Raw genomic sequence first — 24,860 nt, 5'->3', positions numbered from 1 at the left:
GATGCAATTAAATCCTAAGGTGAAAATCTTAGGATTTTTTTTGATATTTACTGAAATGAATTACGATATAGTACGACTACAATTAATCAATCTAAAAAGAGAAAAATGAAATTCAGTATTAAAATTGTTATGGTATTGTTTTTACTTGCGTTTGCAGCTTGTAAAAATGAACCTAAAAAAGAGAAAATAAATGAAAGTGCTACGCCAGAAATTGAAAAAGTGGCATATGATATTCCTGAATCTTGGGTAAATAAAAGAGTTGAAAAAGCTAAAGCTCGTTTGAACGCCAGCGAAGCAGGTAAAGTGTTATGGAATGGAATGGAAGCTCAAGGTGGATTAAAAAAATGGTTCAATAATGGCTATTTGTCTTTTCGATTTAACTACCAACCTTTAGATAAAGATAAAATAGCAAGAGATTCTTACCAAACAGTTGATACTTGGAATAATAAGGCAAGACATAATAGTATTGAAGACACGACAGCTATTTTTGGTTGGGATGGTAAAGAAGCTTGGATTAAGGCAGATAGTACAGCTTTTAAGTACGACACTAAATTTTGGGCTTTAACACCTATTTATTTATTTGCACACCCATTTGTTTTAGATGGTGAAGGTGTTAACCTTGAGCTTTTAGATGATAAAGAATACAAAGGTGTTATGCAAGATGTAATTAAAGTTACATTTGCTTCTGGTACTGGTGATGCTCCTGATGATTACTATGTTATTTATTTTGATAAGAGTACGCATGTTATGAGCGCAATTAGATATATAGTTTCATACCCAGGTTATTTTCCTAATGGAGGTCATGCACCTGAAAAAATTATGGAAATTGCAGCATGGGAAACAGTTGATGGAATTGATTTTCCAACAGTATTAAAAACACACTGGTCTAAAGACGGTAATTTAGGAGAATATATCACTAAAATTGAAGTATCTCAATTATCATTTTCACCTAACGTTCCAGAAAATTATTTTTCTAAGCCTGAAGGAGCAAGAGTTATCGAGTAATATATTTGGAATTTTCACCGAATAAAAAAAGCTTCAATCGAAAGATTGAAGCTTTTTGCTTTTAATGAATTCTATACTGTTATCTCTTTTTCGCAAACGATGCGCATGCAGCACCAATAATTCCGGCATAGTTTTTTAATTCTGCAGGGACAACGCGTGTGTCTATTTTAATGTATTTTTTATATTCATCAAAATCTTTAGAAGTTCCACCACCTAAAATAATTAAATCAGGTGAAGTTATTAGGTCTACGTGCTCTAAAAATTTATTAAAACGTTTTCCCCATTTTTTATAGCTCAGCTTTTCTTTTTCTTTGATAGATGCAGCAGCATACAATTCAAATTTGCTGTATTTTTTGTAAGGTATTTGTCCTAATTCAAAATTCGGAATTAATTCTCCGTTAAAAAATGCGCCACTACCTAAGCCTGTACCAATAGTAATCATCAATACAAGACCCATCTCGTCTTTTCCTGTGCCGTATTTCATAGTTGCATAACCAGCAGCATCAGCATCGTTTATTACGGTTACAGGCATACCTGTATAATCATTGAAAAGTTCTTCAATATTGACACCGAGCCATTTTTTGCTAAGATTTCCATGAGCTTTTGCAACTCCGTTTTTTATAATTGTAGGAAAACCGCAACCTATTGGTCCGTGGTAATCAAAATGTTTTACTATTTGTTGTACTACTAGTGCCATTTCTTCTGGCTTTCTAGATTTTGGTGTTTCTATGCGGTAGCGTTCTGTAAGTAATTCTCCTGTATTTGTATCTACTAAGGCTCCTTTAATTCCAGAACCTCCAATGTCAATTCCGAGTAATGTCATGAAAAAATTATTCTATTAGCTATAAAGTAACGAAAAAATATGCGGAATTATTAGGCTAGAATGCCTTTATGATACAAATAATCAAAAATAAGCTTATCAACTTCTGATACTTTTTCTTTGTCATCGTAGTTTAGCCAAGTATATTTTTCAATTTCAGAACCAGCTTTTAATTTACCTGAATATGAGCCAGAATAGCAAGTTAAACGAACAAGTATACCTGGCTTTTTTCCGGCTGCTTGAGCTTCAAAAACACCAATAAATTCAATAGATTCGGGTGAAATTGCAACATCTAAGTTTTCTTTAACCTGTCTTAAAAGGGCAGTTTTATCTTTTTCACCATTTTTGCGTTTCCCGCCCGGAATGTAAAATTTTGTTTTCCCTTTTGCTTGTATGCTTAATATTTGATGGTTTTCAATTCTTATCCACGCTAGTTTGTCAATGATTTGCTCCGTAGGTTCAACATAATAATCTATGGAGTTTAGTGAATGGTTTGGGTCTAGTTTATCTAAAATAGTGTCAATAAGCCTTCCTGACCACGTTAGGGTTTCTAATTGTTTGTTTCTACCAATAGCACTTGAAATTGTTTCATCTCTATTTCCAAACTTATAACCTCCGGTTTTAATCCAAAGTACATTTAATAAATGTTGCATAACCACATTGCCCAATTGGTCAATTGAGATGGCCATTTTTAAGCAAAATTCGCCAATACCTCTAAATCCTTTGGTAAATAGATTGTAAAATATGCCGTAAATAAACCCTAAAGGGGCTGTTATGGTTAGTAATATTATGGAAACAAGAAATAAGAGTACACCAATAAAAGCATTTGATTTTTTATCGGGCTGGTATGTTCGTTTTTTGAATATCATTGGTTGAGTTTAGGGGCTAGTAATTTACAAATAATTGCACATATGTTAAATGTTCATATATTAACTATGTATTATTTATTAAACCGCTTTTTGCACTACTTCAAAAACCTTATTACCATCACATTTTAATGTTTTAGAGGGGTATTTTAATAATAAAGCATAATCATGAGTGGCCATAACTATTGTACGCCCATTTTTATTAATGTCTTGTAGAACTTTCATTACTTCAACACTAGTTTGCGGGTCTAAATTACCCGTAGGCTCATCAGCAATAATAAGTTCAGGGTCATTTAACAAAGCACGTGCAATAGCAATACGTTGTTGCTCTCCACCAGACAATTCATGCGGAAATTTAAAACCTTTAGTTTTCATATCAACCTTAGTTAAAACTTCGGCTATTTGTGCGTCCATTTTAGATTTATCTTTCCAGCCTGTAGCTTTTAAAACAAATAAGAAATTGTTGTTAATAGTACGATCGGGTAGCAATTTAAAATCTTGAAAAACAATACCGATTTTTCGTCTTAAAAATGGAATTTCTTTTTCTTTTAATTTACGTAAATCAAAATCAACAATAGAGCCTTCGCCTTGTTGTAAAGGCAAATCACCATAAAGTGTTTTCATAAAACTACTTTTTCCGCTTCCTGTTTTTCCAATTAAATAGATGAATTCACCTTTCTTAATTTCTAAATTAATATCATTTAGTACTAAGTTTTCTTTTTGGAAAACAGCTACATCTTTTAATTTTAATATGATTTCTGCCATGCTGAATATTGTTGTTATAAAAGTAGTAAGTTAATACGGAAATAGAATCACTGTTACGCAAAAATCTTTAAAACAAAAACGGTGCTTTTCTAAGGTAATAAGGTGAATTTATATAGCCTAATTGTTAAAAAGAGCATAAAATTATTTTAAACCCTTAGTTTAAGTATCGGATTATTAGTGCTTATAGTTTAGTTGTTAAAATAAAAGCTAAATTTACATACTTAGGTACAATATTTGTCGTTGTATTATTAATTATAAGGTATTTCTTAATTGTTGGAGAACACTATGCTAAAGAAAAAAACCGCGCTACTGCTTAGCTTCTTAGGGGCTATTCACTTATTAGGTGCGCAAGAATCAAAAATTTATACCCACGATCAAAAAGAGTATCAACAAGCGTTGACACTTTATAGAAATGAGCAGTTTCAAGCAGCTCAAGCTATTTTTCAAAAAGTGCAAGAGAACACTGAAGACCCTGAAACGGAGGCTAATAGTGCTTATTATGCAGCAAATGCGGCAGTAAGGCTTAACCAGTATGGAGCTGATAAGTTGATGGAAGATTTTGTAACGGAATACCCAACGTCTACAAAACGAAATTCTGCTTATGCAGATGTTGCTGAGTATTATTTTGAAACAGGAAAATATCCTTATGCTCTAAAATGGTATAAAAAAGTAGACCAAAACTCTTTATCACGTAATGAGCTAGACAAGTATAATTTTAATTACGGTTATGCATTGTTTTCTTCAAACAATAAAGAGCAAGCAAAAAGCTATTTAGATAAAGTAACTACGTCACCAGTTTATGGTTCTCAAGCTAAATATTACCTAGGATATATCGCTTATCAACAAGATGATTATGACGGTGCAAATCAGCGTTTTGATGAAATCACAGATCAAAAGGTTTTAGAAGAGAAGCTATCATATTACCAGGCAGATTTAAACTTTAAATTAGGGAAATTTGAAGAGGCTATTGCATTAGCAAAAAAACAATATCCGAAGTCTGACCGAAATGAGAAATCACAATTAAGTAAAATTATTGGGGAGAGTTATTTTAATTTAAAGCAATACGATAATGCTATTCCTTATTTGCTTGAATACAATGGGCAAAAAGGTAAGTGGAATAATACAGATTATTATTTATTAGGATATAGCTATTACAAACAAGGTGATTATTCAAATGCAATTCAGCAGTTTAATAAAATTATTGGCGGTGATAATAGTGTAGCACAAAACGCTTATTATCATTTAGCAGAATGTTATTTAAAATTAGATAAAAAGCCTGAAGCTTTAAATGCTTTTAGAAATGCATCACAAATGAGTTTTTCAGAAGAAATTCAAAAAGATGCTTTTTTAAATTATGCTCGTTTAAGTTATGAGATAGGAAATGCTTATGAGAATGTGTCTAGTGTTTTAACGAACTACTTAGAGATGTATCCGAAAGATGAGCATCAAGCAGAAATTCAAGAATTATTGGTAGACTCATACATAACTTCAAAAAACTTTTCAGGTGCAATGGAGTTGTTAGAGAATAACAAATCGTATGCAAGTAAAGAAACGTACCAAAAAGTAGCTTTTTATTACGGAGTAGAACTATACACAGCAACGGATTATGCTGGCGCAATTACGGCTTTTGATAAATCTTTAGATAATGCAGAAAATGGTGTTTATGAATCAAGAGCTAGTTTCTGGAAAGCGGCATCAGCATACAATAGTAACAACTACAATGAAGCTTTAGAGGCATATTTGTTTGTGAAAAACAACAAGTTTGTACGTACAATTCCGGAATATGAAGAGCTTAATTATAATTTAGCATATACCTACTTCAAACTTAAAGATTATACTAATGCAACATCGTATTTTAATGATTATATAAATGTTAGCACCAATGCAGATAAAAAACACGATGCGTATTTACGTTTAGGTGATAGTTATTTTGTGTCTAGTAAGTACTGGCCTGCAATGGAAGCCTATAACAAAGCACTTGCGGGCTCAGGTACGGGAAAAGATTATGCTGCTTTTCAAAAAGCAATTAGTTATGGTTTTGTAAATAGAGTTGAAACTAAAATAGAAGAATTAAATGCTTTTATTTCACGTTATCCACACTCTATTTTAAAAGATGATGTTTTATTTGAGTTAGGTAGTACTTATGTTGGTGCAAATAAAGAATCAGAAGGTTTGCGTGCTTACGATAAGTTAATTACAGAATACAAAGCTAGTTCTTTAGTGCCAAAAGCAATTGTTCGTCAAGGCTTGGTATATTATAATACAAACCGTAATGAAGAGGCTTTATCAAAATTTAAAACAGTAGTTCGCGATTATCCTAATACACAAGAGGCAGTGCAATCGGTTACTACAGCAAAACTTATTTATGTTGATTTAGGTAGAGTTGATGAATATGCTGCTTGGGTGAGAGGTTTAGATTTTGTTGAAGTTACTGATGCGGAACTTGATAATGCAACATACGAATCTGCTGATCAAAAATATATTGAAGGCAATACAGAAGTTGCAATCCGTGGTTATGAAAAGTATTTAAAAGAATTCCCTAAAGGAATTCACTCTCTCAAAGCTAACTTTAATTTAGCGCAATTGTATTACGGTAAAGGTGAAAAAGACAATGCTTTAGTAAATTATAAGAATGTAATAACAAAAGGTTCTAGTGAATACTCAGAACAATCATTAACTAGAGTCTGTGAAATACATACGAATAACAATGATTACGAAACAGCTATACCTTATTTAGAGCAGTTAGAGCAAACAGCAAATATTCAACAGAATGTAACTTTTGCACAATCTAATCTAATGAAAGGGTATTACAGTAAGCGTAACTATACCAAAACAATAGTTTATGCTGAAAAAGTATTAGCTACCTCAAAAATTGACAATCGTATTAAGAGTGATGCGCAAATAATGATCGCACGGTCTGCAATTCAAACAAATGATATAGCAAAAGCTGAAGAAGCTTATGCGAAAGTATTGCCAATAGCTACAGGAGAGATTGCGGCAGAAGCCTTGTACTATGATGCGTATTTTAAAAATCAAGCAAGTGATTTTGAAGCGTCAAATGAATCAGTTCAAAAATTAGCAAAAGACTATGCTGCTTATAAAGAGTGGGGTGGTAAAGGTTTAATTTTAATGGCAAAAAACTTTGATGAGTTAGGCGATGCTTACCAAGCAACTTATATTTTAGATAGTGTGATTGCTAATTTTGATCAATATCCTGCTGTTGTTGAAGAAGCTAAAAAAGAAGCTTTTAGAATAAAATCTAAAGAAGCACAACGCAATTCATCTGTAAATCCTGAAAATTAAAATCACGTTGCAAAAGAGACACTATATGCACAAGCACATAAAAATATTCACATTTGCTTTGTTAGGCTTTTTACAGTCTGCCATAGCTCAAGATAAAGAAAAAGATAGTATTGGTACTGAAACAGTAACAGTGGTTAAGGCTTATAAACCAACAATTTCTGATGCGTTTAAAATAAAATCAGTTCCTGTTTTAAACGATTCTATTGCTTTAAAGAAAAAGAAGATCAACTATAGTATTAACTCTGTACCTGTAGCATCAACTTTTACACCGGCAAAAGGTAAGGCGTCAAAAGTTGAGAGAATACCACCGCCAGTTTTATATAATTCATATGCATCACTAGGTTTTGGCACGTATGATAATGCTGTGGCAGATTTATACACAAGTAGAGCATTAAGTAGAGAAGAGCGTTTAGACATTGGTCTTACACATCATTCTTCTCGTGCGCCAATTGATAGTATGGCACTTAAAAATGTGTTTTACAACACAAAACTAGCAGCTTCTTATTCTAAAACAGACCGTTATTTAGATTGGGGAACAGATCTAGTTTTACAACACAAGCTGTACAATTGGTATGGAGTTCCTGAAGGTGTTTATACTGATGAAGAGATTGATGCTATTGATCCAACCCAGAATTATTATAATGCTGAAATTGCAGGCCATATTAATGTTGATGATGCTTATTTTGAAAGTGCAGATGTTCTTGTGCGTCGTTTTTGGGATGCAACAAGCTCGGCAGAAAATAGAGTAGTATTAAATGGAACAGCCCAATTTCCTGTTCAAGATGAAAATTTGACGTTTAAAGCAAAATTAGATTATTTGGGTGGTAGCTTTTCAAATGCCGATATAAATAGTATAGAAAATACAGGAGGAATTGATTATAGTTTATTTCAAGTAGGAATAGGACCAAGTATTAGAATATTACGAGATGATTTAACTTTGAATTTAGGTGTTAATGTGGTTTTCGGAATGGATAATGAAAATAGCGAAAGTAATTTTTACATCTACCCAGATATTACGGCTAGTTATAGGTTGGTTGATGATACAGTTATTGCATATGGAGGTATTCAAGGGGAATTAATACAGAACTCATTTTATGGTTTTGTAGAAGAAAACCCATACGTTTCTCCAACATTAAGTATTGAGCCCACTGATAGAAAGTATAATGCTTATGTTGGTATTAAAGGGCAGTTGTTACCAAATTTGAGTTATAATGCAAAAGCATCTTACAAAGCAGAAAATAAAAGTCCTTTATATAAATGGAATCCTTTAAACGAGTTTAGAGATGATGAAAAAGGGTATACTTACCGTAATTCATTTGAAGTTTTTTATGATGATATTAGAACGTTAGGCATATTTGGTGAGTTAAATCTTGATATTAGAAGGAACTTTACTTTAGGAGTTAGTGGAGAAGCATATACATATAATACTGAAACAGATAATCCAGCTTGGAATTTACCAAAAGTAAAAGGATCGTTATTTGCAGACTACCAAATAGGAGAAAAATGGTTTGCAGGGTTAAATATCTTTTATGTGGGCGAACGTGAAGATTTAGTAAGTACAGTAGTAGCAGATGGTTTAGAAGATACAAGTTCAGAAGTATTAACTTTAAATAGCTATTTTGATGTGAATGCAAATTTAGGATATAGGTTTAATGAGCAACTTTCATTTTTTGCTAAAGCAAATAACATTGGTAATAGCGATTATTTACGTTGGGCAAATTATCCTGTTCAAGGGTTTCAATTGTTGGCAGGAGCAACGTATAAGTTTGATTTTTAATTGTTAAGAAATTAATTATAACGGTATAACTTTAAGCCACCATCTTTATCACAATGCTTATATGTGGTAAAAAATGGTGGTTTTTAGTTGTTTTAATAATGTTAATTTCATTTGAAAATACCTTTCAACGTATGTTTTTGTTACTCCAGCGATACAAAAAGTTGTTTCAAATACCAAATTGTAAGAATTTTCGTTAATTATTTATTAATTTGTAGTCAGAAAATTAAAAGAATAATTAAATGAAGCATTTTTCCCAAATCGTGTTTTTGTTTTTAGCGTTTATCAGCTTTTCAGTAAAAGGACAAAATTTAGTTAAAAATCCAAGTTTTGAAGATAATTTAAAATGTCCTGAAAAATTTGGAACTTTAGATGTCGATGCTAAAAATTGGCACAAACCCACATTAGGTACCACTGATTATTTTAGTACATGTAGTACTGAACTTCCTGTTCAAAATAACTTTATAGGTTCACAGAAGCCTTATCATGGTACAGCCTATGCAGGTATGTATTTATATGCACCAAAGGACTATAGAGAATATATTACTGCAGAATTAACTGAGCCACTGGAAAAAGACAAGCTCTATAAAGTGTCTTTTATGGTCAACCTTGCTGAAAATGTAGCATTTTCGGTAAAGGAGTTTGATGTGCTATTTACTAAAAGTAAATTGAGTTTAAATACCTCAAAAAATTTAGATGTTAGATATTTTAATGGTTCATCGAATATCAATTATAAAAAAATACCATTAAAAAATTACCTAACAGATTCTGAAGAATGGGTTGAGGTTTCAACGACTATAATGGCAAAAGGCAATGAGAGCTACTTAACCTTGGGTAATTTCAATTGTGATAAAAATACCTTTAAGCAAGAAGTTAAAAAAGCTTCTCGTAAATCTGCATATTATTTTATTGATATGGTTTCAGTGAGTATGATACCTTCATACAATCAAGATCAATTATATGTTATTGATGATTTATTTTTTGATTTTGATGAAACAAATATTGAAATAAATTACAATCAACAGTTGGCTGATTTGGTACTCTTTTTAAAAAATAATCCAAAATTAAATATTCATTTATATGGTCATACAGATGCTATGGGCGGAAAAGAGTACAATGAAGATTTGTCAAATAAAAGAGCAGCTACAGTTGCTAAATTTTTAATTAAGTCTGGTCTAAAAAAGAATCGCATTACTTGGAAAGGCTTTGGATTTAAAAAACCAGTAGTCAGCAATGATGAGCAAGATTTGAGATCTAAAAACCGAAGGGTAGAGTTTATGATATCAAAACCAAATAGTAATTACGCTAACACATATTATGAAGAATAAGCTATAGTTATTTTACTCTTTAATTTAAATAACTACTCTAGATAAATTTAAAAGAAAAGTTGAAACCNNNGGTTTCAACTTTTCTTTTATGCTATTCATCGAATATTTACGTAAGTATAGTATTACAAAAATATTTAAATTTCAGTTTTTTATAATTATTTTCAGTTTTCTATATTTTTTTAAAATGCTTAAAAATAAAGCCTTACGGATGATTTACACCTTTTTTTGGAAAAAAAAGTGAAATTTTTACTGCAATTTTATAAAATACCTTCCGTTAAAATTTCTGTGAAAACCAAATTAACCAAACCAACTATGAAAATTTTTACAATAGTGACACGTTCATTTATTTTGTTAGGATTTTTTTTATTAGCAGCAACCTACGGGAATTCTCAAAATTTGATTAATAATCCTAGTTTTGAAAATTTAGATAAATGTCCGAATAAGATTGGGGCATTTGATGAAATTACAAATAACTGGTTGAACGCCTCAAAAGGTAGTACAGATAGTTTTAGTGCTTGTAGTAACGTTGTGCCAACAGGTAATAATTTTATTGGTAATCAAGAAGCTTATGATGGCGATGTTTATGCAGGAATATATTTATTTGCTGAGAATGATTATAGAGAATATCTTTCTACAAAAATTAAAAAGCCATTAATAAAAGGAAAAACTTATATTGTTTCTTTTATGGTGAGTAGAGCTGAAAAAACTGAATTTGCAGTTGATGAATTTGATGTGTTGTTTACTCAGAAGGCACTAGATCAAAACAGTTCTAAATTTATTGATGTAAAACAACTGGCTAGCAGTTACGAAGCAAAAATAGTAGCAATTCCAGAGTATAATTTATACACAAAGTCTGATGGTTGGCAAGAAGTATCTGCAGTTTATGTTGCTAATGGTACTGAAAATTATATGACCATTGGCAATTTTAGATCTAATGTAAAAACTAGAAGGCTTAAAATTATAAATGCACCTAGAAAGGCTGCTTATTATTTTTTAGATATGGTTTCATTACAAGAAGATGAACCAATAAATTGGGATCAGAAATATGTAGTTGATAATCTTTTATTTAAACAAAATGAAGCAATTGTTGATTGTGAAAATAATGAGCAATTAAAAAGAGTATTACTTTATTTAAAAGCTTTTCCTGAAAAAAATATATTTGTTTATGGTCATACAGATGCTGTGGGAAATACATATGCCAACAAAGTATTGTCTGAGAAAAGAGCAAAATCTGTAGCTTCATTTTTAATTGAAAATGGTCTGAATAGGAACCGCGTGCAATACAAAGGTTTTGGAGATTCTGAGCCGATAGCAAATAATAGAACTAGAGAGGGAAAATTAAAAAACCGAAGAGTTGAGTTTGTTGTATCTGAAAGTTATACAGACAATTATGCAAGTTCTACTTTAGAAAAATAATCACTAATTATAATGTTAAACTAACTAATAAGCCCAAACATAATTGTTTGGGCTTATTAGTTAATTTAAATCTATTTCTTTTAAATTCTCGATGCGGTTTCTTTTTAAGAAGGCATCAATAGTTTCAAAATGTTCAATAACACGTTTGTCTTTAAATTCAAATACTTTTTGTGATAAACCTTGCAAAAAGTCCCTATCGTGAGAAACTAGTATTAGAGTGCCATCAAAATCTAACAGTGCTTCTTTTAAAACATCTTTTGACTTTAAATCTAAATGGTTAGTAGGCTCATCAAGTATTAATAGGTTCACAGGTTTAAGCAATAATTTAACCATAGCTAATCTTGTTTTTTCTCCACCAGAAAGCACGCTTACTTTTTTCTCAATGTCTTCACCGCCAAACATAAATCTCCCCAAAATATTTTTTATTTGGGTTCTAATATCACCTTTTGCAACTTCGTCTACCGTTTGAAAAACGGTTAAATCAGGATCTAAAAGTGACGCTTGATTCTGGGCAAAATATCCTACTTTAACATTGTGACCAAGTTCGCATGTTCCATCAAATGGTATTTCGCCCATAATAGCTTTTATCATGGTTGACTTTCCTTCACCATTTCTACCTACAAACGATACTTTCTCTCCGCGAGAAATACTCATGTTTGCATTTTTAAAAACGACATGGTCCCCGTAATTTTTAGATAAATCTGTGGCAGTAACAGGGTAATCGCCAGAGCGCTGTGCTGGTGGAAATTTTAAGCGTAATGATGAATTGTCTATTTCATCAATTTCAATGATCTCTAACTTCTCAAGCATACGCTCACGTGATGTTACTTGATTGGTTTTAGAGTAGGTGCCTTTAAAACGGTCTATAAACGCTTGGTTGTCTGCAATAAATTTCTGTTGTTCTTGGTATGCTTTTATTTGATGACTACGGCGGTCTTCACGCAATTGTAAATAATGTGAATAGTTTGCTTTATAGTCATAAATACGACCCATAGTTACCTCAATAGTACGGTTGGTAATATTATCAATAAATGTTTTATCGTGAGAGATAACTACTACAGCTTTAGCTTTGTTTAATAAAAAATCTTCAAGCCATATTACGGATTCAATATCTACGTGGTTAGTAGGCTCATCTAATAAAATTAAATCGGGTTTTTGTAAAAGTATTTTGGTAAGCTCAATACGCATACGCCAACCACCACTAAATTCACTCGTTTGTCTATGAAAATCTTTGCGTTTAAAACCTAAGCCACCTAAAGCTTTTTCAACTTCAGCTTCATAATTTATGTCTTCTAAAGCATAGTATTTTTCACCCAAGTCAGATACACGCTGAATAAGTGACATGTATTGGTCAGACTCATAATCAGTTCTGGTTTCTAACTGTTTGTTTAAGTCATCCATTTCAGCTTTCATTTCAAAAACTTGAGCAAAAGCTTTAGAAGCCTCTTCAAAAACAGTACAATTATCTTCAGTTAATAAATGTTGTGGTAAATAAGCAATAACAGCTTCTTTTGGGAAACGGATATTACCACGAGTTGCTTTTTGAACTCCTGCGATAATTTTCATCATAGTAGATTTTCCAGCTCCATTTTTACCCATTAAGGCAATCTTGTCTGTTTCGTTTATAACAAATGAAACATCACTAAAAAGTGTGTCACCACTAAACTCTACCGCAATATTATCTACAGAAATCATATTTAAAATTTTAGAATTGCAAACTTAATTAAAAGCATTTTATAAATGTCGCTGTTATAGTTCTAAAATCGAAATTGCAAGTATTGCTTACTTGTTGTAATTTGTACTTATAAATATTTAGTAATAAAAGATCAATTCTATTAATGAAAAAACTAATAATAGCGATAGCTATTTGCCTTATGGCATGTGAAACACCAAAAGAAAAAGTAGATTTAATTGTAGTGAATGCAAATGTATACACGGTTGATAATGGGTTTTCAAAAACCGAATCATTTGCCGTAAAAGATGGTAATTTCATTGCAGTTGGTACTAGCGATGAATTATTAAAGAAATATGAAGCTTCAGAAAAATTTGATGCTAAGGGTAAAACAATAGTGCCTGGTTTAATAGATGCGCATTGTCATTTTTATAGATTGGGATTGAATCAACAAGCAGTTAATTTAGAAGGAACTACCAGTTTTTCAGCTGTAGTTGATAGTATTGTAGCTTTTCAAGATAAAAACAAAAAAGAATTTATTTACGGTCGCGGATGGGATCAAAATGATTGGGAGGTAAAAGAATTCCCTACTAAAAGAGACTTGGACTCTATTTTTCCTGATACTCCAATTGCGATTGAGCGTATTGATGGTCATGCATATTTAGTGAATCAGAAAACATTAGATTTAGCAGGTATAACATTAAAAACTGAAGCTGTTGGTGGTGAAATTTATAAAATCGACGGAAAATTAACGGGTATTATTGTTGATGGACCAATGTCACTTGTAGACGCTATAATTCCAGAGCCCTCTAAACAAACAATGATTGATGCATTAAAAGATGCAGAACGAATTTCTATTGAAAATGGATTAACAACGGTTAACGATGCAGGATTGTCAAGAGAAACTATTGAGTTAATTGATAGTCTACAGCAAGCAGGAGATTTGAAAATTCGTATTTACGCAATGGTATCTAATTATCCTGAAAATTTGGACTATTACTTAAATAAGGGAATTGTTAAAACCGAAAAACTAAATGTAAGATCTGTAAAAGTATATGGTGATGGTGCTCTAGGTTCAAGAGGAGCTGTATTGAAAAAATCGTATTCGGATCACGATAATCATTTTGGTGCGATGGTAACACCGGTTGATGAAATTGAGAATTTAGCAAACAGAATTGCAACTACCGATTTTCAAATGAATACACATGCAATAGGTGATTCTGCAAATGTAGTAGTTTTAAAAGCTTATAAGAATGCATTAAAAGGTACTAATGATAGAAGGTGGAAAGTAGAGCATGCACAGATTTTAGATACGCTAGATTTTGATTATTTTAAAGAAGGAATTATACCATCAGTACAGCCAACACATGCAACTAGTGATATGTATTGGGCAGAAGATAGATTGGGAGCAAGCAGAATGTCAGGTGCTTATGCTTTTAAAACTTTATTAGATAAAGCAGGAATTATTGCGTTAGGTACAGATTTCCCTGTAGAACAAGTAAGTCCATTTTTAACTTTTCACGCCGCAGTTGCTAGGCAAGACATAGAAAATTATCCAGAAGGTGGTTTTCAGTCTGAAAATGCATTAACAAGAGAAGAGACTTTAAAAGGAATGACCATTTGGGCAGCGTATAGCAATTTTGAAGAGGATGAAAAAGGAAGTATTGAAGTTGGTAAGCTTGCTGATTTTACGGTTCTTGATAAAGATATTATGGCAATACCTGATGAAGAAACAGCACATGTAAAAGCAACTTCTGTATATATATCAGGTAAAAAGGTAAAATAGTTTATTTGGTTTCAAACATGTTTACATACTTTTTAGTAGATTTTTGAATATCTTCTGATAACACTTTTAACCAGTTCAACTGGGTTTGAATTAAATGCGCTTCTTGTAAATAAAGGCGCATTTTTTTATCAATAACAATTTTACCTGCTTCAATTTCTTTATCTCTAAGTTTTGATAGTCTGGTGTATGAATTTTTCAGCGCTTTTTGAGCAGTGTCAATATTTAAATGTTCTTTAATTACTGCGGTTTTGTCTTTGTTTAATAACGTCTCAGTATTTTCTAATTGATTTTCAATGTGTAAAATAAAAGCATTAAAATTGGCGCTTGATGATGTGGTTTCATGATTTTGGATAAAGCTTCCCATGGATGCTAATGCAGATACAAAAGTGTTATTAAGAGTTACTATTTCATAAATAAGGCCCATTTCTTTCTGTTTAGATTTTGGGTCTTGTGTCATGCGTTGAAAAGCAGCATTTAAATTACTAATTGCTAAAAAAGCTTCTTTTCTAGGTACTTTGTAATTTAAATTATTAATTTTTTTGGTGTGGTAAATTTCTTTTATCGCTTGTAAATAAACTTTGTTTTTTTGAATTGTTTCAATAAGAATAGGGTTTAAGTTCATATACTCCCATGTTGGCCAAATCAAATAATTTGCAAGTATTGCGAGTGTAGCACCAATTGCTGTGTCAATCACTCTAAATTGAATTACAGCTAAGCTATCTTGTTCAATCAAAGCATATAAAAAAATCACATTTATAGTAATAAAAGCAGCAGCAGACCTGTAGCTTTGTTGTATTAACCCTAAAGCAATAGTTAGTGATAACGTCGCCAAAACCATATATACAATAGTATTGGAGGTGATAAAAATAATTATACTAGCAAAACAAGCGCCAATAATTGTACCCACAATTCTATTAATAGAACGCTCTTTTGTTAGTCCGTAACTTGGTCGCATTAAAACAATTAATGTTAATACAATCCAATATGGGTTTTTAAGGCCAACCAAGGTTCCGAAGCAAAAACCAATAAGTACAGTAATAGTTAACCGCAGTGCATGTCTAAAAATAGGGGAGTTGATATTAAAGTGTTCTGCTAAAATATTTAAACTGTATTCTTCCGGAGTTATAAATTGGGAAGCTTCGTTTGTTTTAAGTTTTACTTTTTTAGCTCCATTAACATTATTCATTACGCGTCTTATGGCACGAACTTTTGCTATTTGTTGTGCTTGATAATCAAATAAATTTCTAAGTATTATAATAGCCTCTCTTCGTTGTGTAGAGTCAGTCAGGTCATTTGATTTTTTGTAATTTTCAATTGATTTCTCTACAAGACTTAATCCATCTAAAAGTTCTGTTTTACTTTGCACCTTTTTTTTATTGATTAACTTTTCAGATAACACTTGCAGGTGTTTTCCCATTGTTAAATTCAATTTTTTAAACTCTTTTAAAAGATGTTTGTCATTTACGATAGTATCAATTTTAGTATAATCAAATGTATTGGCAAGAGCTAATTCAAGAATGTCAATAAGAGATATAAATATCAATACACGTTTTTCATCAAAGTGTGTTCGGCCAACTTTTGTTCGTTCACTTAAAAGAAGCTCTCTTAAAACTTCGTGCTTTTCATTAAGCTGTGTTTGTATTTTTAATATTTCAACTAAAAGTTTATCTCTTTTAGTTTTTTTAAGCAATAGTTTACCTCTAATTTTTAAGTAACTACCTGTTAGGTATAATGTCTCAGAAATTAATTGGTCTTCGTCTTTTTTTGGTGCTATCCAATGAAAAATAAATAGAACGAGTAAAAACCAAAGCCCACCAACGCCAATTAATCCGGTATGAACCCATATTGCATTACCAGATATATTATTAGCAAGTGTTAATACAATGGCTAATAAACCCGAAAATGCGATTAATGACCCCCTAAATCCGTAAGCAGATATTAAAGAAATAAAAAATGTAAGTACAGCCAAAGTGGCAATTAATAAAGCAAAATGGACTTGTGAAAAAGAGACGAGAACAGTCACAATCATAGTAAGTGTAATACTCACTAAAGTAGAAAGAGTTTTTCTTTTAAGTGTGCCGGGTATATTGCCAGGAGCATTTAAAAAAACACCAATAGCAATAGGTATTGCATAGGTAATATCGCTAAAAAAATAAAAAGCAATTAATGGTGTAATTACAGCTATAGTTTGCACTATACCTCGGTAGAGGTTAGAGCTTTTAAGAAATAAAGTAATAGCCTTTAAATATTCCTTTAACATAATAACAAATGTAAACACTATATCTCTTTTAAAAGTGATGATAGTAATACTTTTATATTAAAAAACCCGAAGTAAGTACTTCGGGTTTTGATGTTTATAGGTGTAATGCTATTACATTTTAGTCGCTACAGGGACAGAAACTCTAACAGTTCCCCATCCTAAAACTAAAGCAGCACCATTACCTTCTTCATTAAAAGCAATAGAAAAAGCTTCAAGAGAATCGGCGCCAGAACTAACCGTACCTTTTACTCTAATTACATCAGCACTTTCGTCATAAGAATAAGCACCCCATTGGTTTAATTTAGAGTTTAATATAATTGTCCACTCTTTAGCGCCAGGTATTGTGAATAAAGAATATGTACCAGCTTTAACTAAGCTATTTCCAAATGTAGTGTCTTTGTAAAAAGTTATTTCAACAGATTCATTTGCACCTGTTCTCCAAACCGCACCTGCAGGAGCAAGCTCAGCAACAGAACGTCCTTTAAGTTGTGGTCTACTATAAATTACTTTTACTACTTTTTCAGCTTTTTTGTAGCTTGTTGGGTAGGCAGCAGCATCTAAAGGACTTTTGTCTAAACTGCTAAATTTCTGTGCATTTGCGTTAGTAGTAAATACTAAACAAACTAATAATGTTGTTACTGCAATAATTTTTTTCATCGTTTTTTTTAGTGTTAAGGCTTTATAATTGTTTTTTATCTAATACTAAGGTCGGAGTATTTTATCAAACTTACAAAAAAAGAGATTTTTAATGTAAATCATATTATTACATTACATTTTCATTTTATAACTGTTTTTAAAGTTATAAAATGAAATCATTTATTGAATTAAGGTTTTTTTGTAGAAGCTTAAAGTGCATCTTTGCTTAAGAATTGCTTTTAATATAGAAAGATATGTGTGGAATAGTATGTGCATTTGATGTAAAAGAGAGTGCTGAGGATTTAAGACCTCAGTTACTAGAGATGTCTAAGAAAATTAGACATAGAGGACCAGACTGGAGCGGAATATTTGCAAATGAAAAAGCAATATTGGCACATGAGCGTTTAGCAATTGTAGATCCAGCTTCAGGAAAACAACCGTTATTTAGTAAAGACAATAAATTGGTACTTGCTGCCAATGGTGAAATATATAATCATAGAGAATTAAGAAAACAGTTTGAAGGAAAGTATGACTTTCAAACAGAATCAGATTGTGAAGTAATACTTGCTTTATACCAAGAAAAAGGCGTTGACTTTATTGACGAGTTAAATGGTATTTTTGGTTTTACAATTTATGATGTTGAAAAAGACGAGTATTTTGTAGCAAGAGATCATATGGGTATTATTCCCTTATATATGGGATGGGATAAAAATGGTACATTCTATGTGGCTTCAGAATTAAAAGCTTTAGAAGGTACTTGTACTAAAATAGAACTTTTTCCTCCAGGGCATTACTTACATAGTTCAGATGGAGAATTGAAAAAATGGTACTCTAGAGACTGGATGGAATATGATGCAGTTAAAGAAAATGAAACTAGCATACAAGAAATCAAAGAAGCTTTAGAGGCTGCAGTTCACAGACAATTAATGTCTGATGTGCCTTACGGAGTATTATTATCAGGAGGCTTAGACTCTTCTGTAACTTCAGCAGTTGCAAAAAAATATGCGCAAAAGCGTATTGAGAGTGGTGATACCAAAGATGCTTGGTACCCACAATTACATTCGTTTTCAGTAGGTTTAGATGGTTCGCCTGATTTAGCTGCGGCTCAAAAAGTAGCAGATCATATTGGAACTGTGCACCATGAAATTAAATTTACAATACAAGAAGGTTTAGATGCTATTAAAGATGTAGTTTATAACCTTGAAACTTATGATATTACTACCATTAGAGCTTCTACTCCTATGTATTTAATGGCAAGGGTTATTAAATCTATGGGTATTAAAATGGTGCTTTCGGGTGAAGGTGCAGATGAGTTGTTTGGTGGGTATTTATATTTTCATAAAGCACCAAATGCGCAAGAGTTTCATGAAGAAACTGTTCGTAAGTTAAGCAAATTACACATGTATGATTGTTTACGTGCCAACAAATCACTTGCTGCTTGGGGTATTGAAGGTCGTGTGCCATTCTTAGATAAAGAATTTATGGATGTAGCTATGCGTATTAATCCTGAAGATAAAATGATCAACGGAGAGCGTATGGAAAAATGGGTTGTTCGTAAAGCTTTTGAAGATATGTTACCTGAAAGTGTAGCTTGGAGACAAAAAGAACAATTCTCTGATGGAGTTGGTTATAGCTGGATTGATACTTTAAAAGAAGTGGTAAATACCGAAGTTTCTGATGAACAATTAGCAAACGCTAAATTCAGATTCCCATTACAAACCCCAACATCAAAAGAAGAGTTTTATTACCGTTCAATATTTGAAGAGCATTTTCCTTCAGATGCAGCTGCATTATGTGTGCCACAAGAAGCATCAGTAGCTTGTAGTACTAAAATTGCTTTAGAATGGGATGAAGCATTCAAAAACATGAACGATCCTTCTGGTAGAGCAGTTGCGAATGTACATGATGATGCTTATGTAAAAGCGTAATATTTTTATCAATGAGTTAACACTGTTTGCAGTATTAATTATATTTAGTCCGTAAGAAGCACTCGTAAGGGTGCTTCTTTAGTTTTTATGGTTATCACTGGGTATAGTATGGAAATTCACTGAAAAGTCCTTAAACTTTAGTTTTTTTACAGCTATTGTTAATAACTTAGTGTATACTAGGCTTTGTAAAACAATTTAGTCAACTCGCTAATCGTTATATTTGTAAGATTGCTAAAATTATATTGAAACTATTTTATTTATGAGCGAAGAAGCAAATAAAGACGAGCAAAAAAAGAATAATTATTCAGCAGATAGTATCCAGGCTCTAGAAGGTATGGAGCATGTGCGTATGCGTCCTTCCATGTATATTGGAGATGTTGGCGTTAGAGGTTTGCACCATTTAGTTTATGAGGTTGTAGATAACTCTATTGATGAAGCAATGGGTGGTCATTGTGATACAATAAGTGTTGCGATAAATGAAGATAATTCTATTACGGTTAGAGATAATGGTCGTGGTATTCCAGTAGATATACATAAAAAAGAAGGAGTGTCAGCATTGCAAGTTGTAATGACTAAAATTGGTGCTGGTGGTAAGTTTGATAAAGATTCATATAAGGTATCGGGTGGTTTGCACGGTGTGGGTGTATCTTGTGTTAATGCATTATCTACACATTTAAAAGCTACCGTATTTCGTAATGGAACTATTTATGAACAAGAATATGAAAAAGGTAAAGCGCAATATCCTGTAAAGAGTATTGGCGAAACTGAAGATAGAGGTACTGAGGTTACTTTTTACCCTGATGATTCTATATTTACTCAAACTACGGAGTTTAGTTATGAGACCCTTTCAAATAGAATGCGTGAGTTAGCGTATTTGAACAAAGGTGTTTCAATTACCATGACAGATAAAAGAAAGAAAGATAAAGAGAGCCCGAGTGGTTTTCTTGAAGAACGTTTCTTTTCTGAAGAGGGATTAAAAGAATTTATAAAATTCTTAGACGGAAATCGTGAGCCACTGATCAATGGAGTGATATCTATGGAGGGTGAGAAAAACGGAATTCCTGTTGAAGTTGCTATGGTGTACAATACTTCGTATACTGAGAATTTACATTCATATGTAAACAATATAAATACACATGAAGGTGGTACGCACTTATCTGGTTTTAGAAGAGGTTTAACAGGTACTTTAAAAAAGTATGCTGATGCTTCAGGAATGTTAGATAAGCTAAAATTTGAAATTCAAGGTGATGATTTTAGAGAAGGTTTAACGGCTATTGTTTCTGTAAAAGTTGGTGAGCCACAATTCGAAGGGCAAACAAAAACTAAGTTAGGTAACAGAGAAGTTTCAAGTGCAGTAAGTCAGGCAGTGTCTGAAATGCTAACGAATTATTTAGAAGAAAATCCTGAAGATGCAAAAACTATTATTCAAAAAGTAGTTCTTGCGGCAACAGCACGTCACGCAGCAACAAAAGCGCGTGAAATGGTACAGCGTAAAACGGTAATGAGTATAGGTGGTTTACCTGGAAAATTATCAGACTGCTCTGACCAAAATCCTGAAAATTGTGAAGTATTCCTTGTAGAGGGAGATTCGGCGGGTGGTACTGCTAAACAGGGGCGTGATCGTATGTTTCAAGCAATTTTGCCATTAAGAGGTAAAATTTTGAATGTTGAAAAAGCGATGACACACAAGGTTTTTGAAAACGAAGAAATTAAAAATATTTACACAGCTTTAGGGGTAACTATCGGAACAGAAGAAGATAGTAAGGCCTTAAATTTAGATAAATTAAGATATCATAAAGTAGTAATCATGTGTGATGCCGATGTCGATGGTAGCCACATTGAAACATTAATTCTTACATTCTTCTTTAGATATATGCGAGAATTAATTGAAGGCGGTCATGTATATATAGCAACGCCACCTTTATATTTAGTTAAAAAAGGACAGAAAAAACGTTACGCTTGGAATGATCAAGAACGTGACGAAATCGCTGAGAGTTTTAATGGTAGTGTTGGTATACAACGTTACAAAGGTCTTGGTGAGATGAATGCTGAACAATTATGGGATACAACAATGAACCCTGAGTTTAGAACATTAAGACAAGTTACTATTGATAATGCTACGGAAACGGATCGTGTATTTTCTATGTTGATGGGTGATGAAGTTCCGCCACGTAGAGAGTTTATTGAGAAAAATGCTGTTTATGCGAACATTGATGCATAAAAAAATATAGTTACACAACAAAAACTCGCACTAACAGTGCGAGTTTTTTAGTTTTAAGGCAAAATGTAAAAATTATGAAATCTATTTTATTTTTTGTGTTACTGTTGTGCAGTACATTACTAATGTCTCAAGCTAATATTAATGAAGTTTTTGCGGCCGGCGTAGATGATGCGGAACGCTTTACAAACGATTATATGGCACCAGTTTCTGAAGGCTTAATTTACAGTATATCCAATGGGTGGTATAATTCGGCAAGTTCAAAACCATTGGCGGGTTTTGAAATTTCAATTATAGCAAATGGGGCTTCTTTTAAAAATAATGAAGATAAAAAAGCTTTTGTTTTAAATACAGCAGACTATGATAATCTTCAATTTGTTGATGGCAGTACTTCAAAATCTGTTTCTACAGGTTTAGGTGATATTGAAAATGTTATGGTGTATGTAGAAGATGAAAATGGACTTTTTAGAGAAGAATTTGAGCTTCCAACAGGTTTGGCATCGGAAAATATAAATTTTGTTCCATCAGCATTTGTTCAAGTAAGTGTAGGTTTAATTAAGGGTTTTGAAGTTAAAGCGCGATTTTTGCCAAAAATAGATACAGATAATGCATCAATGGGTTTTTATGGTGTAGGATTGCAACATGAGTTTACGAGTTTGTTACCTTTAGAAAAAGTATGGCCAATTGCAATTTCTGGTGTTATAGGGTATACGCACTTAGATGGAAGTTATGATTTTACAGATACAGGTATTGTGTCAGGAGAAGATCAAAGAATAGAAACGGATGTAAATACGTGGGTTTTTCAAGCTGTTGTATCTACAAAAATGCCAATAATCAATTTTTATGGTGGTATTGGTTATTTAACGGGTAAATCAGAAACAGATGTTTTAGGAACTTACGAAGTAACTTCAGGTCCTTTTCAGCAAACAATTACAGATCCTTTCTCTTTAACTAAGGAAGCTAGTGGTGTTACGGCAAATATCGGTACTAAATTAAAATTAGGATTCTTTAGACTTCATGCGGATTATGCAATAGCGGAATTTAATAGTTTGTCAGTAGGTGTAAACTTTGGATTTAGGTGATTATCTTGATGTAAGTAAGATTTTTACTTGCTTATTTTGTATGATAATTATTGAAATATATATGTAGTATTTTTACTACTTTAAAAGGTGTTTTTTATAAATAAAAAACACCTTTTTTATTATATTTGAATCTAAAATTAATTATATTTACTCAAAGTGTCTCCCGTAATTGGTTTTGGATTAAAGTAAAAAATTGATGTAATCTGTTGTATTTTATGTGGAGAAAGTTTTTTAAAATATTTACTCTTTTATATATTCCATTATTGGTATTGTCCATTATTCTAGGTGTAGTTCAAAAGAAAGAACAGTACTTGAATTTAGAGGAAATAGAAAAGAGGGGAGTAGCTTATAAAAAGAATTTTTTATCCGATTTATGTAATTCTCTAATTTATTCCACACAATATTGGAGTAATATTGAATATCCTGTAGGTTTTAATACCAGTAAAAACCGATCTCGTTTTATAGGTCCTTACATTAATTTTATAAATGGATTTACAGATTATGATCAATTTCGTTTTATAGATGTAAACGGACGTGAATTTGTTAGGTATGAAAGGAAGCGTGGGGGTGATATGGTTCGTGGAATGCTGCAAGATAAGTCAGATAGAGACTATGTTATTAATGGTCTTAAGTTGAAAAAAGGACAAATTTATCTTACTTCAATTGATTTAAATAAAGAAAATGGAGTGTATGAAAGGCCATATAAACCAGTTTTAAGAGGAATTGCTCCAATTTTTGATTCAACAGATAAAAAAATAGGTGTTGTTGTCATAAATTTTAAAATGACTAGAATTTTGAGTCTTTTAAAATCGCAAATATCAAATAGTAACTTTTATTTAATAGATGACGATTATAATATTATAACCTCAAATACCACGTCATTAGATTTGGGTTATAAATTAAAAAATGACTCAGAAGAAGTATTAGAAAAATTCAGTTTAAATATTGAAGGTTTTGCTAATCATGAGTCAAGTTTTATTGAAAAAAATAGTTTATGGACTTTTGAAAATTTTTCCTTAGAGAATACGCTATCAAAACTAGGAGGAAACTTAAAAAGTCAGCCAGAAGTTATAAGTTCCTCTAATTGGATAATTGTTCATGAAATTTATCCTAAACTATTAAAAAAAACGCTAGGCCATGTTTATAATGAGTTTGTGATTTTCAACTGTTTCGCAATATTAACTTTGGCGATAATTGCATTTACTTTTGTAAAAAGCAGGGAAAGAGAAGGTCAGTTTTATGTTGAATTGCAAGAAAAAAACAATTCATTGGAAAAAAATAAAGAACAATTGCAGATTACAAACAATAAGATAAAAGAGATCAATACTCGATTAAAAGTTAGAAATAATCAATTGAAAGAGTTTAATTATTTGGTGTGTCATAATTTAAGAGCTCCGGTTACTAGTATGTCGATAATTGTTGATATGATTAAGAAGGAAGATAATATAGATAATGTGAGAACATTGCTTCCTAAGTTAATCGATGTATCAACAAGTGTAACAGTTTTAACAGAGGATATTAGAGAATACGTGACTATTCTTGAGCAGAACGAGGTTGTTATAGAGTCTATTGAGTTAAATGACCAAATAGCATTAATTAAAAATGATTTTCCTGAAACACTTTTAGGTGATTTTAATGTAATATTAGAATTGGAAGCTTGGAATGTGATAAATTTTTCAAAATTTTACTTAAAAAGTGTTATACAGAACTTATTATCTAATGCGATAAAATATAAAAAGGATGATGTGGATTCTCATATAATTTTTTCAACCAAAATTGAAGATTCACGTAAAGTGCTTTATGTAAAAGATAATGGTAGAGGAATAGATTTAGACCGACATGGTGAAAATATGTTTAAGTTGTACAAAAGGTTTCATCGCAATACTTCTGGGAAGGGTATGGGGTTATTTTTAGTAAAATCACAACTTGAAGCTTTGAACGCTCAAATTAGTGTTGAAAGTATAGTAGGAAAGGGAACAACATTCAAAATTAAATTTTAAT

Annotated in this window: 16 protein-coding genes; 10 read left to right on the top strand and 6 right to left on the bottom strand. The window is 31.8% G+C overall.

Annotation, left to right across the window (positions count from 1 at the left end; translation table 11 throughout):
* The first annotated feature begins 105 nt into the window (after positions 1 to 105).
* A complete protein-coding gene (locus KO500_RS11140; RefSeq protein ID WP_215956626.1) occupies positions 106 to 1,005 on the top strand; it encodes a hypothetical protein in 900 nt (299 codons plus the stop codon).
* Between the two features lie 79 nt (positions 1,006 to 1,084).
* Here KO500_RS11140 and ppgK read toward each other — a convergent pair whose 3' ends face one another.
* The 3 genes from ppgK to KO500_RS11125 all read right to left on the bottom strand — a co-directional run bounded on the left by ppgK (position 1,085) and on the right by KO500_RS11125 (position 3,456).
* Entirely contained in the window at positions 1,085 to 1,828 is a 744-nt protein-coding gene (gene ppgK, locus KO500_RS11135) for a polyphosphate--glucose phosphotransferase (RefSeq protein WP_215956625.1), read from the bottom strand.
* 50 nt (positions 1,829 to 1,878) lie between these two features.
* The gene (locus KO500_RS17560) at positions 1,879 to 2,694 is read right to left on the bottom strand and encodes an NUDIX hydrolase (RefSeq protein WP_215956624.1); all 816 of its coding nucleotides are present in this window, start codon (positions 2,692 to 2,694) and stop codon (positions 1,879 to 1,881) included.
* A gap of 78 nt (positions 2,695 to 2,772) precedes the next feature.
* Positions 2,773 to 3,456: a cell division ATP-binding protein FtsE gene (locus KO500_RS11125; protein ID WP_215956623.1), complete on the bottom strand. Its 684-nt coding sequence runs from the start codon at positions 3,454 to 3,456 to the stop codon at positions 2,773 to 2,775.
* Positions 3,457 to 3,741: 285 nt separating this feature from the next.
* Here KO500_RS11125 and KO500_RS11120 point away from each other — a divergent pair, with 285 nt between their 5' ends.
* The 4 genes from KO500_RS11120 to KO500_RS11105 all read left to right on the top strand — a co-directional run bounded on the left by KO500_RS11120 (position 3,742) and on the right by KO500_RS11105 (position 11,277).
* The gene (locus tag KO500_RS11120; protein ID WP_215956622.1) at positions 3,742 to 6,759 is read left to right on the top strand and encodes a tetratricopeptide repeat protein; all 3,018 of its coding nucleotides are present in this window, start codon (positions 3,742 to 3,744) and stop codon (positions 6,757 to 6,759) included.
* A 25-nt stretch (positions 6,760 to 6,784) separates the two neighbouring features.
* Positions 6,785 to 8,536, top strand: a complete 1,752-nt coding sequence (locus KO500_RS11115; RefSeq protein ID WP_215956621.1) for a TonB-dependent receptor — start codon at positions 6,785 to 6,787, stop codon at positions 8,534 to 8,536.
* Between the two features lie 239 nt (positions 8,537 to 8,775).
* Positions 8,776 to 9,861 carry an OmpA family protein gene (locus KO500_RS11110; protein WP_215956620.1) on the top strand — a complete coding sequence of 362 codons (1,086 nt, stop codon included), beginning with the start codon at positions 8,776 to 8,778 and terminating at the stop codon, positions 9,859 to 9,861.
* Between the two features lie 312 nt (positions 9,862 to 10,173).
* Complete coding sequence (locus KO500_RS11105) at positions 10,174 to 11,277, top strand: OmpA family protein (protein ID WP_215956619.1); 1,104 nt, start codon at positions 10,174 to 10,176, stop codon at positions 11,275 to 11,277.
* A gap of 60 nt (positions 11,278 to 11,337) precedes the next feature.
* Here the strand turns inward: KO500_RS11105 and KO500_RS11100 are convergent, their stop codons facing one another.
* Positions 11,338 to 12,972 carry an ABC-F family ATP-binding cassette domain-containing protein gene (locus tag KO500_RS11100; protein WP_215956618.1) on the bottom strand — a complete coding sequence of 545 codons (1,635 nt, stop codon included), beginning with the start codon at positions 12,970 to 12,972 and terminating at the stop codon, positions 11,338 to 11,340.
* Positions 12,973 to 13,115: 143 nt separating this feature from the next.
* Here KO500_RS11100 and KO500_RS11095 point away from each other — a divergent pair, with 143 nt between their 5' ends.
* The gene (locus KO500_RS11095; protein WP_215956617.1) at positions 13,116 to 14,735 is read left to right on the top strand and encodes an amidohydrolase; all 1,620 of its coding nucleotides are present in this window, start codon (positions 13,116 to 13,118) and stop codon (positions 14,733 to 14,735) included.
* A gap of 1 nt (position 14,736) precedes the next feature.
* Here KO500_RS11095 and KO500_RS11090 read toward each other — a convergent pair whose 3' ends face one another.
* Together KO500_RS11090 and KO500_RS11085 are read right to left on the bottom strand one after the other, a co-directional pair.
* A complete protein-coding gene (locus tag KO500_RS11090; RefSeq protein ID WP_215956616.1) occupies positions 14,737 to 16,995 on the bottom strand; it encodes an FUSC family protein in 2,259 nt (752 codons plus the stop codon).
* Positions 16,996 to 17,106: 111 nt separating this feature from the next.
* Complete coding sequence (locus tag KO500_RS11085) at positions 17,107 to 17,652, bottom strand: DUF2911 domain-containing protein (RefSeq protein ID WP_215956615.1); 546 nt, start codon at positions 17,650 to 17,652, stop codon at positions 17,107 to 17,109.
* A 233-nt stretch (positions 17,653 to 17,885) separates the two neighbouring features.
* Here KO500_RS11085 and asnB point away from each other — a divergent pair, with 233 nt between their 5' ends.
* From asnB to KO500_RS11065, 4 genes are all read left to right on the top strand, one after another.
* Positions 17,886 to 19,559: an asparagine synthase B gene (gene asnB, locus KO500_RS11080; RefSeq protein ID WP_215956614.1), complete on the top strand. Its 1,674-nt coding sequence runs from the start codon at positions 17,886 to 17,888 to the stop codon at positions 19,557 to 19,559.
* 259 nt (positions 19,560 to 19,818) lie between these two features.
* On the top strand, positions 19,819 to 21,780 hold the full coding sequence (gene gyrB, locus KO500_RS11075; RefSeq protein ID WP_215956613.1) for a DNA topoisomerase (ATP-hydrolyzing) subunit B: 1,962 nt from the start codon (positions 19,819 to 19,821) through the stop codon (positions 21,778 to 21,780).
* A gap of 74 nt (positions 21,781 to 21,854) precedes the next feature.
* A complete protein-coding gene (locus KO500_RS11070) occupies positions 21,855 to 22,859 on the top strand; it encodes a DUF6588 family protein (protein WP_215956612.1) in 1,005 nt (334 codons plus the stop codon).
* Positions 22,860 to 23,074: 215 nt separating this feature from the next.
* Positions 23,075 to 24,859, top strand: coding sequence for a sensor histidine kinase (locus tag KO500_RS11065; RefSeq protein WP_215956611.1), 1,785 nt, complete (start codon positions 23,075 to 23,077; stop codon positions 24,857 to 24,859).
* Position 24,860: the final 1 nt, after the last annotated feature.

The organism is Cellulophaga baltica, assembly GCF_018861125.1.
Classification (GTDB): Bacteria; Bacteroidota; Bacteroidia; order Flavobacteriales; family Flavobacteriaceae; genus Cellulophaga; species Cellulophaga baltica_A.
This window is presented reverse-complemented; position numbering and strand designations above follow the sequence as displayed.